The 13,762-nt window shown below is 30.5% G+C and carries 18 protein-coding genes and 6 tRNA genes; 5 read left to right on the forward strand and 19 right to left on the reverse strand.

The features are described from left to right. Window positions 1-112: 112 nt before the first annotated feature. The 7 genes from FC87_RS02675 to FC87_RS02705 all read right to left on the reverse strand — a co-directional run bounded on the left by FC87_RS02675 (window position 113) and on the right by FC87_RS02705 (window position 4,194). Window positions 113-403: a helix-turn-helix domain-containing protein gene (locus FC87_RS02675; RefSeq protein ID WP_420864875.1), complete on the reverse strand. Its 291-nt coding sequence runs from the start codon at window positions 401-403 to the stop codon at window positions 113-115. Continuing rightward, window positions 403-768: a type II toxin-antitoxin system RelE/ParE family toxin gene (locus FC87_RS02680; RefSeq protein ID WP_056961539.1), complete on the reverse strand. Its 366-nt coding sequence runs from the start codon at window positions 766-768 to the stop codon at window positions 403-405. Before FC87_RS02680 ends, FC87_RS02675 begins: the two co-directional genes overlap by 1 nt. Before the next feature lie 109 nt (window positions 769-877). Further along, entirely contained in the window at window positions 878-1,123 is a 246-nt protein-coding gene (locus tag FC87_RS02685) for a hypothetical protein (protein WP_054690934.1), read from the reverse strand. Beyond that, window positions 1,093-1,344: a hypothetical protein gene (locus FC87_RS02690; RefSeq protein ID WP_054690935.1), complete on the reverse strand. Its 252-nt coding sequence runs from the start codon at window positions 1,342-1,344 to the stop codon at window positions 1,093-1,095. The genes FC87_RS02685 and FC87_RS02690 overlap by 31 nt, the downstream gene beginning before the upstream one ends. Window positions 1,345-1,429: 85 nt before the next feature. Beyond that, entirely contained in the window at window positions 1,430-2,578 is a 1,149-nt protein-coding gene (locus tag FC87_RS06820; protein WP_082619203.1) for a low temperature requirement protein A, read from the reverse strand. Between the two features lie 121 nt (window positions 2,579-2,699). Beyond that, on the reverse strand, window positions 2,700-3,338 hold the full coding sequence (locus tag FC87_RS02700) for an NAD(P)H-binding protein (RefSeq protein ID WP_054690939.1): 639 nt from the start codon (window positions 3,336-3,338) through the stop codon (window positions 2,700-2,702). A gap of 13 nt (window positions 3,339-3,351) precedes the next feature. Next, window positions 3,352-4,194 (reverse strand): aldo/keto reductase, encoded by an 843-nt coding sequence (locus FC87_RS02705; protein ID WP_056961543.1) that lies wholly within the window; start codon window positions 4,192-4,194, stop codon window positions 3,352-3,354. 132 nt (window positions 4,195-4,326) lie between these two features. On the opposite strand from FC87_RS02705, the gene FC87_RS02710 reads away from it, so the two are divergent. After that, on the forward strand, window positions 4,327-4,731 hold the full coding sequence (locus FC87_RS02710; protein ID WP_056961545.1) for a MerR family transcriptional regulator: 405 nt from the start codon (window positions 4,327-4,329) through the stop codon (window positions 4,729-4,731). A gap of 46 nt (window positions 4,732-4,777) precedes the next feature. On the opposite strand, the gene FC87_RS02715 is transcribed toward FC87_RS02710, so the two are convergent. The 3 genes from FC87_RS02715 to FC87_RS02725 form a co-directional block, all read right to left on the reverse strand. Continuing rightward, window positions 4,778-5,515, reverse strand: a complete 738-nt coding sequence (locus FC87_RS02715) for an SDR family oxidoreductase (RefSeq protein ID WP_054690941.1) — start codon at window positions 5,513-5,515, stop codon at window positions 4,778-4,780. Window positions 5,516-5,662: 147 nt separating this feature from the next. After that, a complete protein-coding gene (locus FC87_RS02720) occupies window positions 5,663-6,283 on the reverse strand; it encodes a flavodoxin family protein (protein WP_054690943.1) in 621 nt (206 codons plus the stop codon). A gap of 544 nt (window positions 6,284-6,827) precedes the next feature. After that, a complete protein-coding gene (locus FC87_RS02725; RefSeq protein ID WP_056961547.1) occupies window positions 6,828-8,162 on the reverse strand; it encodes an MFS transporter in 1,335 nt (444 codons plus the stop codon). A 161-nt stretch (window positions 8,163-8,323) separates the two neighbouring features. On the opposite strand from FC87_RS02725, the gene FC87_RS02730 reads away from it, so the two are divergent. Next, the gene (locus FC87_RS02730; RefSeq protein WP_054690947.1) at window positions 8,324-8,845 is read left to right on the forward strand and encodes a flavodoxin; all 522 of its coding nucleotides are present in this window, start codon (window positions 8,324-8,326) and stop codon (window positions 8,843-8,845) included. A 204-nt stretch (window positions 8,846-9,049) separates the two neighbouring features. On the opposite strand, the gene FC87_RS02735 is transcribed toward FC87_RS02730, so the two are convergent. The 3 genes from FC87_RS02735 to FC87_RS02745 form a co-directional block, all read right to left on the reverse strand. Further along, complete coding sequence (locus FC87_RS02735; protein ID WP_268872349.1) at window positions 9,050-9,478, reverse strand: zinc-binding dehydrogenase; 429 nt, start codon at window positions 9,476-9,478, stop codon at window positions 9,050-9,052. 105 nt (window positions 9,479-9,583) lie between these two features. Next, the gene (locus tag FC87_RS02740) at window positions 9,584-10,291 is read right to left on the reverse strand and encodes a Fic family protein (RefSeq protein WP_056961551.1); all 708 of its coding nucleotides are present in this window, start codon (window positions 10,289-10,291) and stop codon (window positions 9,584-9,586) included. Window positions 10,292-10,347: 56 nt separating this feature from the next. Further along, entirely contained in the window at window positions 10,348-10,917 is a 570-nt protein-coding gene (locus tag FC87_RS02745; RefSeq protein ID WP_054690951.1) for a recombinase family protein, read from the reverse strand. 130 nt (window positions 10,918-11,047) lie between these two features. Here FC87_RS02745 and FC87_RS02750 point away from each other — a divergent pair, with 130 nt between their 5' ends. The 3 genes from FC87_RS02750 to FC87_RS02760 all read left to right on the forward strand — a co-directional run bounded on the left by FC87_RS02750 (window position 11,048) and on the right by FC87_RS02760 (window position 12,981). Next, a complete protein-coding gene (locus tag FC87_RS02750) occupies window positions 11,048-11,263 on the forward strand; it encodes an AbrB/MazE/SpoVT family DNA-binding domain-containing protein (protein ID WP_056961553.1) in 216 nt (71 codons plus the stop codon). Continuing rightward, entirely contained in the window at window positions 11,263-11,658 is a 396-nt protein-coding gene (locus FC87_RS02755; RefSeq protein ID WP_056961555.1) for a type II toxin-antitoxin system death-on-curing family toxin, read from the forward strand. The genes FC87_RS02750 and FC87_RS02755 overlap by 1 nt, the downstream gene beginning before the upstream one ends. 489 nt (window positions 11,659-12,147) lie before the next feature. After that, window positions 12,148-12,981, forward strand: a complete 834-nt coding sequence (locus FC87_RS02760) for a tyrosine-type recombinase/integrase (protein ID WP_054690954.1) — start codon at window positions 12,148-12,150, stop codon at window positions 12,979-12,981. 130 nt (window positions 12,982-13,111) lie between these two features. Here FC87_RS02760 and FC87_RS02765 read toward each other — a convergent pair. From FC87_RS02765 to FC87_RS02790, 6 genes are all read right to left on the reverse strand, one after another. Beyond that, window positions 13,112-13,196 (reverse strand) — tRNA-Leu (locus tag FC87_RS02765). Window positions 13,197-13,220: 24 nt separating this feature from the next. After that, window positions 13,221-13,291: transfer RNA gene (locus tag FC87_RS02770), tRNA-Cys, on the reverse strand. Between the two features lie 50 nt (window positions 13,292-13,341). Continuing rightward, window positions 13,342-13,414 (reverse strand) — tRNA-His (locus FC87_RS02775). A gap of 14 nt (window positions 13,415-13,428) precedes the next feature. Then, window positions 13,429-13,499 (reverse strand) — tRNA-Trp (locus FC87_RS02780). A gap of 5 nt (window positions 13,500-13,504) precedes the next feature. Beyond that, window positions 13,505-13,587, reverse strand: a tRNA-Tyr gene (locus FC87_RS02785). Between the two features lie 5 nt (window positions 13,588-13,592). Next, window positions 13,593-13,665: transfer RNA gene (locus FC87_RS02790), tRNA-Phe, on the reverse strand. Between the last annotated feature and the right edge of the window lie 97 nt (window positions 13,666-13,762).

Consider the following 13,762-nt stretch of genomic DNA (forward strand, 5'->3'; position numbering starts at 1 on the left):
CTATAAGTTATTTCTACTAACATAACAACTGATAGTTAAAGGTACTTTTTAATGCATTAAAAATAATAATTTCCTAGATAAACAAAGACAACCATAGATATAATTTCTAAAGTTAGTTTGATGATACATATTTAAATTCTAAAGTAGAATTAGTTTTTTCACCAATTTCATTTAACAATTGAAAAGATGGATTCATTTCTCCTGTTTCAATTCTTGAAATTGTTGATTGTGGTTTCCCAACTAAAGTAGCAAAATCTCTTTGAGATAATCCCAATTTAGTTCTAAGCTTATGTACTTCGTAAGCTGCTTGCGTTGCTAATTTTTCTTGTTCTACCACCTTTTTGAATTCTGGACTTTTTTCAGATCTTTTAGCAATATATTCATCAATTTTACTCATTGTCATTATCTTTTCCTCCTATTTGAACGCGATAAATAAATATCTCTTAAACTTTTACCTTTTTTTATTTCTCTAGATGGAGTTTTTTGTGTCTTCTTTGTAAAGCCATGAGTAATTACAAATCTATCATTTTCAACATGAAAATATAATGCTCTTTGAATATTAGAAGCAAATTTTGATCTAATTTCAAATAAATTATTATCTAACTTTTTTACCCACTGCATTTTACGAGATTCTAACATTCCCTTATTTTCAATTTCAGATATTCTAACAACTAATTTAGCTGCATCTTTATCATTTAAAGAATCCAAAAATTTTTCAAATTTTGGATAATCATAATAATCAAATTTGAATTTCTTTTTATTTTCCATACACTTATTATAGCACATTTGCTATCAGAAGCAACTGTAATTTGTTTTTATCACTATATATAGTTTCTTGATGATGTAAGCCTTTTTCAAAATATTTTTTTAATTCATTTTAAGCAAATGCAGTTAAAACATAAGGTTTATTAACCTCTCCATAAAACATAGAAATTGAAGAAACAATACTTAGACTTTGAGGACTAAATATCATTCCAAAATATGCTAATGTACTAACATTTAAATTATTTATATTCAAATTAACTGGATTACCTTCACTATTGTAAAGATCTTCTAATATAATTCTTTTGTTATCATCTTCCATAAATTCTTCTAATTTTTTTCTTGCTTTTCTTTTAGACATTTTTTCACTGACCTATATTTATATTCAAATAAAGCAATAGTTATAAAAAGAATAAATAGAAATAAAATAAAAACATTATAATTACTTAAAATTCCAAATTGCTTTTGTAATACGTATATAACAAGAGTAATTGCAGAAGCAAATCCAAGTGCATAAATCAAAGATTGCTTTTTTAAGATTTTCATTAACTGTTCTAAAAAAGCATAAATACCATTATTCATTTTATCTCCTTTTAATTAGTCTAAAATTATTATTAATTATATAAGCAACCACCAATAATAAATTGTAACTTTGTTTATAATATTTTCAATCAATATTTTTATGATAATTATTAATTTTATAATGATAACAAACTGTAATCACTATCAAAATCAAATCAATTACACCCACCATCAAAAAGGCCGGTAATAATGTAGTAGCTAAGAAAAGGACTATCTCAACAATAAAAAAGCCAAGTCCTGCCGTTGAATCTGGAATTTTATCCGAGGTTAACGCTTGAATAATCCGCATCACTAGTAAAGTGAAAAACAAAATAATTACTAATGCCAGCTTAAATGCATATTTATTTTCTTCAAAAGTTAGCTGCAACAGAATTGAATCTAAAACAATTAAATAAATTTCCAATAAAAATAACCAGCGAATGCCCATTACCTGAATTGGGCTCTTCATTTTGACGTGCAATTCTCCAATTACTTGATAATAAACAGCGGCTATCATAGCTGCAAAAACAATCCCCATAGCAAATTCAAATAAAACTTTTGGCTCAATATGGTCAGCCATTCCATATAAGCCTGCAATCATTTCGCCTAAAGCAATCATAGTCATTAGACCATAACGTTCTAAAAGCGAATCTTTAAGTTCATAATTCATGTTGATTCGCTGATATTCTTGTTCTAATTTAGAATTAGCAAAGAAAATTGCACAACAATTTAAAACCAAAGCTGCAATTAATAAAATTAACTTAAAGGGTTCGTTAACTATTAAACTAAGAAGCAAAACAATAAACGAACCACAAAAAACCAATGCATATCTTCGTGAGGCTGGACCATGATCATAATCGACAAAACCAATCATTGTCCAGGCCGTAGTCAATATAAATTGGATGGGAAGCAATGCCATAACCAATAGCTGAAAGTTTCCTAACATAGCTTGCGGAATAAAGATTGCCGCAATTCCAGTAAAAATCATTTGCAGATTGATAATGATAATATTAATAGCTGAATCATTACCATGATTATCAAAATACCCAGATGTTTCATGCCAGCTCCAAAAGAACCAGCTAAAGATAATTACCGAATTTAAAATTACACTTAATGAAAAATCTGCTACAACACTATCCGTGATTCTTTCAACTACTACTGCAAAAATCAAATCATAAAATAACTCCAGCCAACTAATTTTTCGATGACGAATAACGTTAGTAATCACACGTGGTTTTCCAAAAAGATTAAACATAAATTCAACTCCTCAATAGTTTTAATAATTTTATTCTACCACTTGCAAATAAATTAAATTTCAAAAATAGACGCATTCAATTAATTTAGAATGCGTCTAATTCATTAATATTGATTATATTTTAAAATACTGGCTGATCACCTTCAGTACCTGGTCTGTTAACACCGATACTTTCTTTATCATACAATTTAGGGTCTAAGATAATCCCAGTTACCAATTTGGCAACCCCTTTACGATTAACCGTCGTTCCTTTAAATGGTTGACCCTTTTGAGTTGTTTCAAAATCTGAATCATCACCATTTCCAAGCCATGCCAAGCGAAGCGTGGTATAGTCTAATCCTGATTTCTCTAATAATTCATCTGATTCTTTTCCAACTGACAAACCACTACCAACCATTGATTGGTTCCATTTTCCAAATTTACCAGGCACTTCACCATAAATTCCTAAATCATTGATTGAGATTACTCGTTTCACATTTTCAGCTTTCATAGCTGTAATCACATTTTCAATCAATTTAGGGGTACTGGTTGCTCCCATGGCCACAAATACTATATCTTGCCCCTTCATGGCAACTTGTAATTTAGCTTCATCTAAAACATCGCCCTCCACAAGGGTTACTTGGGAGTTATCAGAAAGATTTTCTAAACGTTTAGAATCACGTAAGTATAAAGTTAAATGTTGATCTGGTTTAGCCAATAAATCTGCTTCTACCATTTGTGCAATTGAACCATTAGCTCCTAAAATTAAAGTATTAGTCATTTAAAATTCCCTTCTAGTGTAAATTAATTAAACGTTTAATTGCTTCGGGATCACGATGATCAAAGAATTGACTTTCTTCTTTATCAAGACTAGCAATTTTTTGCATATCATTATCAGATAATTCAAAGTCAAAAATACTAATATTTTCTTCCATTCGTGATTTATGAGTCGATTTTGAAAGTGGAATAATTCCACGTTGTACGTCCCATCTCAAAATAACTTGTCCCACACCTTTATTATACTTGTTAGCAATTTCAGTCAAAATCGGATTTTTGAAAATATCATGTTTTCCTTCAGCAAATGAAGCCCATGCTTCTGGTTGAACGCCAAATTTTTCTAAGTATTTAACTGATTGCTTTTGTTGATCCCAAGAATTAATTTCGATTTGATCAACTGCAGGCTTAACCTCGTTAAATAATGCCAAATTAGTTAGTTGATCGTCAGCAAAGTTAGAAACTCCGATTGACTTAACTTTTCCTTCTTTTTGTAAATCTTCCATCGCACGCCATGAACCAAATACATCACCATAGGGTTGGTGAATCAAATATAAATCTAAATAATCCAATTTTAATTTTTTTAAAGTTTCTTCAAAAGCAGCCTTAGTCTTATCATAACCGGTGTCATTTAACCAGAGTTTAGAAGTAATAAATAAGTCTTCACGAGCCACTCCAGATTGTTTAATTCCTTCGCCCACTGCTTCTTCGTTAAAATAAGATTGAGCGGTATCAATCAACCGATAACCGACTTGAATGGCATCTGAAACTGCTTGAGCACATTCTTTAGGGTCACGAATTTGAAAAGTCCCAAATCCAACCGCTGGAATTTTGTTTCCATCATTTAAAGTAAAATATTGCATAAATAATCTCCTCCTACTCAGTATATTTTCATGTTATACTTTCAAGTGCACTTGAATGCAAGAGAAAAGTTTTATACTTTGCATTAAAGTGCACTTAAAGATTTATAATGATTTAAAAGAAAGGAGTTTATTATGAATATTGAAACAGTTAGCAAAGAATTCAAGCTACCCAAGGCAACTTTGCGTTATTGGGAAGATGCTGGTTTATTACCAAAAGTAAACCGAAATCAGAGTGGTTATCGAGACTATCAGCAAACTGATTTAAACTGGATTTTCTATGTACAAGCCTTACGAAAAGCCGGAATGCCAGTTGAAAAATTAAAAAAATTTATCAGTACGTATCGTGACCCCAAAGCTGATAACGACCGAAAACAAATGTTGATTGAACAACGCAATGAAATGTTAAAGCAAGTTAATGAAATGCAAAAAACCATTAAATATCTCAATTATAAAATTGATAACTTTGGATATCATATGTTGAATTATGAAAATGAAAAATTAATATACGAACAAGCAGAAACCGAAGAAAATGTCTAATAAAAGAGACAATTCACTTTAAAAGTGAATTGTCTCTTTTATTAGTTTAAGCAATTTGGTTAGTGGGACGAATCACGATTTCATTAATACTAGTATCTTCTGGTAAATTAATTGCTTCAACAATAGCTTTAGCAATTCGTTCAGGAGAAATGGCATAATTTTTGTAAAATTCTTCCGTTCCCTTTTTAACTTCTGGATCAGTCATGTTAGCTACTAACTCGGTATTAACCGCACCAGGAGAAACAACGGTAACTCTGATACCTGATTTAGCAGCTGCCTCTTCTTGACGCAAAGCATCACTAATCATCAAAACCGCTGCTTTTGTAGCACTGTAAACTCCACCATTAACATGAGTTAAATGAGCAGCAATCGACGCAATATTAATATATTGGCCAATTCCTTGTTTTCTCATAATTGATAAAGAACTATCAATTCCGTTCAAAACACCTTTAATATTAACATCAATCATCATATTCCAGTCTTTTACCCGACCTTCAGAAAATGGTGATTGTGGCATCAACCCGGCACCATTCATCCAAACATCAATGCGACCAAATGCATCTAGTGCTTTTTGCGCTAACCCATTAACACTGTCCAGATTAGTCACATCTGTCTCTGAATAAACAGCTTGACCGCCAACATTTTTTATATCTTTTACTATTTTTTCCAGCCGGTCTGCTCGTCTAGCTCCTAAAACAATCTGGTTTCCTTGTTCTGCTAATAACTTAGCAGTAGCTTCGCCAATTCCTGATGATGCTCCTGTAATTACAACTACTTTACTCATAATCTTTCTCCTTTCAAAACTATAAAACTAACTTATTCCTTAAAGTGCACTTTATAGCAAATAAAAAGCTATTTTTTAAATTAAAAAGCTTGGATTTTGAATAACTTTTACAATCAAATCTGCAATACTTTTCTGTGAAATAACAGTTTATTTATTAATTAATTTAGCATGTAATTTGTTAACCTCTACATCATCAGAAGCAATTCCAACAAAATTAAATCCAAAACGATCAGCTACATGCTTTAAAGTATGATAGGTAGATTGACGCGCATCGTTTTGATTAGTTTGTTGTCCTTGAACGATGACGTATAAATCAGCACCCTTTAAATCATCATTAATTTCTAAATGATCAATAAAAGTTTTTAAATACCCAGACATATTAGACCAATAAACCGGGGTACCAATTACTATAATTTTAGCACCTTTTAACTTATCAAATACCGTTTGAAAATCACCATTGCCCTGACCAACTTGAGGAATTTTATAAGCAGCTAGATTTATTTGCTCATATGATTTATTTCCGAATAATTTTCGTGCCATTTCAGAAGTATTTCCATCTTGATTTTGACTAGCATTTAAAAATACTCGTTTTCCTTTTGTATCATTATTTTTAGGCTTACTAAATTGCATACTAGATGAACTTGAACGTGAAGCTGCCGAATAAGAATTATAATTATTAATTAAAAAGGCACCGTTCCCGCCAATAACCACTCCAATAATTAGAGTACTGACTACCACCAGCAATTTATTCTTTATTAAAGTTTTCATAATAGACCTCTTTTCTAATTTTTTTAATCATATAACTTCAAGTGAACTTGAAAGCAATAGTTTGAAAATAAAAATTGCAAAAATAACATAGACCTCTTAAGCTGGGTAATAAATTTAACCTAAAAAGATAGTTAATTATTAGGTTAAAGATTAAAGTTGTTTATCAATCCCTTAAATCTCTTGGTAAATTATACTAACTATCAAGTATGTTCTTTAAATCAAAAAAGTTTTGTACATACTTTCCTTTTATTGATAAAAATGAATCTAAAAGAAAAACTAGATCCTGTACTTTAAGATCTAGCTATGAAAAAATAGTAATTAGTAATGACCAACGAATTCAAGTTCTAACAACTTCAAGCTTTGCTAAACACTTTAATAAAATCGACCATGGAATTAGACAAAAGTACACCAACATCGTAATTGTAATTTAAAGTAATTGTAATTTAAATAAGTAGTTTAAACTAATTGTAATAAATATGATATTCGTTGATAGCAATCATTATCAAAATAATCAAAATGATAATTAGTAATGGATTTATCTTTTTCATAATTTAGTTTTACTTGATTTTTTAGGAAGAATAAACAATATCGTAACAACGACCACAATTAAAAGTAAAATAGAAATCCACTTCATCGACATACTAAATTTAATTACAGGATTATGGATTCCAACAGTTAAACTAGTAACTAATGAAATTCCAAATGCAGCACCAATTTGATGCATCACATTTACAACTCCTGAAGCTGCACCAGCATTTTTATCATTTACTTCAAAAATTCCAGCAGCCGTTAAAGGAGCAAAAGCCAATCCTTGTCCAACGCCTACAATCATCATTGGGACAGCTAATTCTAACCAATATCCGTGTTGATAAAAAATCACTGTTACCATTCCAATTAAAGTAATTGTGATTCCTATTAATAACAACATTCCGTTACCAAGTTTATTAGTTAATTTAGGAACTTGTAATGAAAAAATAAACGTGACAATTGTTAATGGCAAGAATGCAATTCCAGCAGCAAAGGGTGAATAATGCAAATATTCTTGTAACATTTGTGGTGTAAAGAACCAAAAAGCCATCATAGCTCCTGTAAAAGCGATTCTTCCAATATAAGCACCAACTCGAAACCGATTAAGAAAAACTTTTAAGGGCATAATTGGTTGACTAGCTTTGCTTTCTACTAAAATAAATAACAATAAGGAAACTAGTCCAATAACACCAAATAAAAGTGGTTCCTTTGCCCCATCAATTGCATAAATTAAACTTGAAACAGCAATTAATGAAAAAATAGCCCCCAACCAGTCAAATTTACCTGGTTGCTTATTTCCTTCTGGAATGAATTTATATGACATAATTATCATAGCAATAGCAATTGGAACATTAATAAAGAAGCCAAACCGCCAGCCAACGGTCGCTGCAAAGAAACCGCCTAAAATTTGAGAAACTGATGCACCAACTCCAGCCATAGAACCATACCAAGCAACTGCTTTAGTTCTCTCTTTACCAACAAAGTTGTCCATAATTAAAGCCAAAGTAGTTGGTGCAATGATTGCCGCTCCAATTCCTTGAAATGCTCTAAAAATAATCATAAATTCACCAGTTGTTGCCAAACCAACTAAAAGTGAACCAATGGCAAAAATAAATAAACCTAATTCAAAAATTCTTTTTCGACCAAAAATGTCTCCAGCTCGACCTCCTAGAAGCATGAATCCACCAAAAAACAATGCATATGCATTCTGAATCCACGATAACTGAACTTCATTTAAATGCATGGTTTGTGCAATCTTGACGGTCCCAGTAAAGATAATTGAATTATCAAGAATGATCATAAAATAACCAACTAAAATAATCCCTAAAATAATTCGTTTCTTTTTAATCATAAGAACTCCTTCTATTTCTTAAAATATTAATCATTCAATATATTTAAAAGTCTAATCCTTAAAGTTAACTTTAATGCAACAATTATTTTTATCCTTGCCTTAAAGTACACTTTAGGCAGTAAAATAATTTCATATTTAAATAAAGAAAGAAGAATTAACTTATGGAAAATGAAAAAGCATTAATTACTTACTACACACGTACCGAAAACACTAAAACAGTTGCTGAATTAATTTGCAATGATGTTAATGGTACTTTATTCCCGATTGAAACAGTTACTCCGCAACCAAATAACTATCAAACGCAAGTATCACAAAACTCCGAAGAACAGGAACAAAATTTTCTCCCTAATTTAAAAAATAAGGTTAATGATTTTGATTCATATAAGTATGTTTTCATCGGAACTCCTACATGGAATATGGCTTTGCCACAAGCTGTAAAATCATTTTTAAAACAATATGACTTTACTAATAAAGTCATAATTCCTTTTAATACTAATGGAGGATTTGGTACAGGAACTACTTTTTCACAAATCAAAGATGCAGCAACTGGAGCAACTATGTTAAAGGGTTTATCAGTAAAGGGTGGTCAAGAAACTAATGGTATTTTTTTGGCTATTAAGGGTAAAGAAAAAGAGCAAGTTAAAGACGAAGTAAAAACCTGGTTATCACAAATTGGGTTTTAAACATTATATATAGGTTTTCATAAATTATCAGGATATTCAAAATGACTCAAGACTATTTTTATACTTTTAGCTGACTTAAGAAATAGTAATAATTTTTAAACTACTTTTCAAATATTCTAAGTATATTTATAAATAAGGTATATAAAAAATACCCCATAAAATTAGATTTTGTCTAACTTTTATGGGGTATTTCAATATGATCTTTTAATTTAAGTGTTCCATATCAACTACTATTTTCCCCGTTGCATGTTTTGATTCCAGTAATTGATAAGCTTCGTCAACTTTACTAAATGGATATACCTTATCAATGACTGATTTTACTTTTCCGGATTCAATGAGTTTAGTAATAGTTTCTAATTGCTTCCCACTTGGATGCATAATAAAAAAGCAGTAATTAACTTGATACTTTTTAGCCAATCTTCGCAATGGCAAACTGGCTATTTCAAATAAAATTGATTTAAATACCCCTAAATGATGTTGTTGTCCAAATTTAAAATCTGGAATTCCATTAATAGTTATTAACTTTCCTCCTGGTTTTAATATTTCAAAACTTTCTTTTAAAGATTTACCACCCATAGTATTAAAAGCAATATTATAATCATTTAATACCTTTGCAAATTGACATAGAAGCAATAGGTAGAATTAATTAATAAAATTTATATTTGATTTGCTGTTATATAGGTGTTTTTTGTAATTTATTAAAATATAAATTATCTTTGAAAACTCTTTTTGATATCTCTATCTTTTTTTTAAATTAGGATATTTTATTTTTCTAGTACTTGTTCCTTGAATTCCATTATCATAAGTCCATTTTTTTAATTTATTGATATTGCCTGTACGATAATAATCACTAATTAATGTATTCCATTCTTCCCATTTATTTAGTGGTATATTAATTAAACCTGAACCACCATCAATCATAATCTTATTTGCTATTAAGATTGCTGTTCGTTTATTTCCGTCCCAAAACATTTGATTTCTCATATTATGATACATAACATCTAAGGCTTTTTCAGTGGTTGTTAATTTGGAATCATTCATTTTTTTATTCAAAAAATCTGATTCCTGATTTTCATCAATCATTGGTGGATCAAATGATTCACCGTCACCTAAATCAATATTTCCTGATCCAGTTCTAAATTCTCCTGGTTCTAAAGAATCTTCTGCAGCAACAATCTTATTAATGTTTTTCTCTAAATCTAAGTCTAGCTTTTTATCAGAACTTAAAATAAACTGCCAACCACGTTTTAAGTTAACGATTGTCAAAATATCTTCAACAGATACACCAGTAACACTCATTCCGTCAATAATAGTTTTTGTTTGAGGTAGAGTAGTTTTAACTCCTTCAAATCTAGAACTTGTATGTACTAATCTTGCAAGATTAGCACGAGCAAAACGTTTGTTTTCTTCAACTGTAAATTTGTATTTATCTCTTATTTCTTTCATATCATTATCTCCTTATCAAATAATGATTTTCTAGTTTCTTCTATTATAATAGAAATTTATAACGGGAGTTTTTTTAGTTGTTTAAATCTTCTTTGTTGAGTTCTAACACTAATTCCTGTTTTTCGTTCAATCATTTTATATGTCATTCCTTGTTTTCTTAAATCATAAGCAAATCTAATTTGTTCGTCCGTATAGGTTTGAGGACGCCCCTCTCTAAAGAACGGATCATGTGATTTTGCATAAAGTTTACCTTCTTGAGTACGAGTGACAATCATATCCCGTTCAAATTGAGCAAAAGCACTAAAGATTGTAAAAACCAATTGCCCCGTTGGAGTGTTATCAATCACTCCCATATTTAAAATGTTTACTTTAACGTTTCTTTTAAATAATTCTTGAATTATTTCTAATGCTTCTCTAGTATTTCTAGCAAACCGATCTAATTTAGTTACTATTAGAGTATCACCAGAATTAACATCAGCTAATAACTTATTAAATTCTGGCCGCGTTGTCGTTGTTCCTGTAAATTTTTCTTTGTAAATTTTATCTGCACCAGCAATTTTTAAAGAGTCTATTTGATTTTCTAATTTTTGATCGGTGGTACTTACTCGGGCATATCCATATTTCATTTTTATTCTCCTTTAATTAAAAACTAATTATAATTAGTCTCCCTCTTACGTTAATTTAATATTAAAGGTTGAATTACATTCCTTTCGTGTATACAATGTGTATATAAAAAAGAAAGGGGTACCTTATACAATGGTAGTAAAAACTCGTAAGGTTGGTAATTCAATGACAATTACTATTCCTAATAATATTCATATTAAAAGTGGAGAACAATTTGAAGCATCTTTAGATAGTAATGGTAATTTGATTTTTAAAAAAGTATCTAACTTAACAAACAATGAAATTAATAATATTAATGATTTTACTCAACGCTTTAAACCATTAATGGAAAAGTTGAAAGATAAATAATGAGATATCTTACTAGACAAGAACTAATTGAATTAAATAAACAAGCCGTAGAAATTGTTGATGGAAAATATTTTGGTGTACAATCCGAGTCTGCGTTAGACATAATTATCGAGCAACCTCAACAAGTCATATTTGGAAAAGAATTGTATCCAACTATTTGGTTAAAGGCTGGCTTTATTCTTCAAAAGATTACCAAGAAACACGTTTTTACAGATGGTAATAAACGTACAGCAATTCTTGCATCTTTATATTTCTTAAATTTAAATGGCAAAACCATTGATGAAAAAATAATAAATCGCGATGGAGAAGAATTAATGTTAGCTGTAACAAATTCTCCAGATGAAGAAAAAATAATGATTAAAATTGCTAAATGGTTAGAAAAAATTTGTAATTAAATTATTGATATAAGATATTATTTTTAAACGTTGTTTATCTCAATTTATGACTACTAGTTATGACGCTTTATAACACCTTTAATTATAGGTCATAAAAAACAAAGACACAACTTAACAGTTGTGTCTTGCTTTTAATAATTGCTAATCATCAGTACTGAATAACAATTTATATATTTCTATTTTTTTAATAAAATTTTTGAAACACCATACATTTGTTCATACTCACTAGAACTGATATTAAAAATAAAAGAGCAGATACTAATTTAGAAAAGTATCTGTTCTTTTTGTATTAATTTTTCTTTTTTCTCGCTAAACCAAGTAAAGACATGATTCCTGTTATTCCAAGAATTGCAATCCCAATATTTTTAGCGTTGTTTTTAGCTTCACCAGTTTGAGGTTTGGAATTGGTTTGAAACTTATAAAGAAAAGACGATTGTTGATAGAACTAAACGTCAATATATACACACATACAATGTTTTAAAGAAACTAATGCCAAAAGTTAAATTAGATGAAATTAACCGTGAGGTATATCAAAAGTTTCTAGATGAATATGGAAAAGATCATGCTAAAGAAACTGTTACAAAATTAAATGCATTAGTACACGCTTGCGTTAAAGATGCTGTTTATGATGGTAAAATTCAAAAAGATTTTATTCAACGTACTAATCTTGTATACGATAAATCTAAGACATGGAAAATCGATTATTTAAACGAAACAGAAATGAAACAATTAACCACCCTTTTAATTAATACTCTTAATTATCATTACTCTTCAAAATACATGATTTTATTAGCAATTTATTCAGGAATGCGACTTGGAGAAATACAAGGTCTTAAATGGAAAGATATTAACTTTAACTTCAAAACAATTACTATACACAGATCGTGGAACGCATTAACACAAGAATATATTTCTCCCAAAACTGAAAGTTCAAATCGTGTAGTAAGAGTAAATGAAGATATTTTGAATTTGATAAAAGATTTAAAGAAAAATAATTCAGAAGCAGTCTTTATAAACCAGTTTGGTACTATCCCTACTTCAAACGCAGTTAATAAAACGCTCAGAAATTGTCTCAACAAGCTTGATATTAATAAGAAGGGTTTTCACTTCCATAGTTTAAGACATACTCATGTAGCATATTTATTAGCTCATGACGTAGATATCTACGTTATTAGTAAAAGACTTGGACACTCAAATATCTCAACAACAACGAATGTTTATTCTTACTTAATTGATGAATATAAAACAAGAACTAATGATCATATAGAAAGTGTCCTAAATAATTTAAATGGAGATACAAAAAAAGACGCTAAAATTAATTAACGTCTAATATTTGTACACATTATGTACACATTTGAAAATTTTTTATTCATTATTATTCATTGAATATTTTAAAGAATGCCTTTAAATCAGCACTTTGACTCTGAATAAATAAGAATAAAAAGTATATTTATGCCGAGAGCGGGGGTCGAACCCGCACGATCGCAATGATCACTGGATTTTGAGTCCAGCGCGTCTGCCAATTCCGCCATCTCGGCAAAGTTTTGATTGTAGCAATTCAAAGGCGGTAGTCGGATTTGAACCGACGATGAAGGTTTTGCAGACCTCTGCCTTACCACTTGGCTATACCGCCATAAAAAGCACTATCAGTGCCTTCTTCTTGCTAACGCAAGCCAATCAAAAGGCGGTAGGTGGGAATCGAACCCACGCGTGTCGGTACCACAAACCGATGTGTTAACCACTTCACCACTACCGCCATAATATCATAAACAGGGATAGTAGGAATCGAACCCACATCAGCGGTTTTGGAGACCGACATACTACCGTTGTACTATATCCCTATAGATGGAGGGGAGTGGATTCGAACCACCGAACCCGAAGGAGCGGATTTACAGTCCGCCGCGTTTAGCCAGACTTCGCTACCCCTCCATAAATGGCGCGGGACAGAATCGAACTGCCGACACACGGAGCTTCAATCCGTTGCTCTACCAACTGAGCTACCGAGCCAAACCATCTATGACATTAATCAGTATAAAACTATTAAATTGTAGTTGCAAGACTGCAACAACGGTTCGTACGAGACTCGAACTCGTGATCTCCTGCG

This window comes from Fructilactobacillus florum DSM 22689 = JCM 16035, assembly GCF_001436645.1.
Lineage (GTDB): Bacteria > Bacillota > Bacilli > Lactobacillales > Lactobacillaceae > Fructilactobacillus > Fructilactobacillus florum.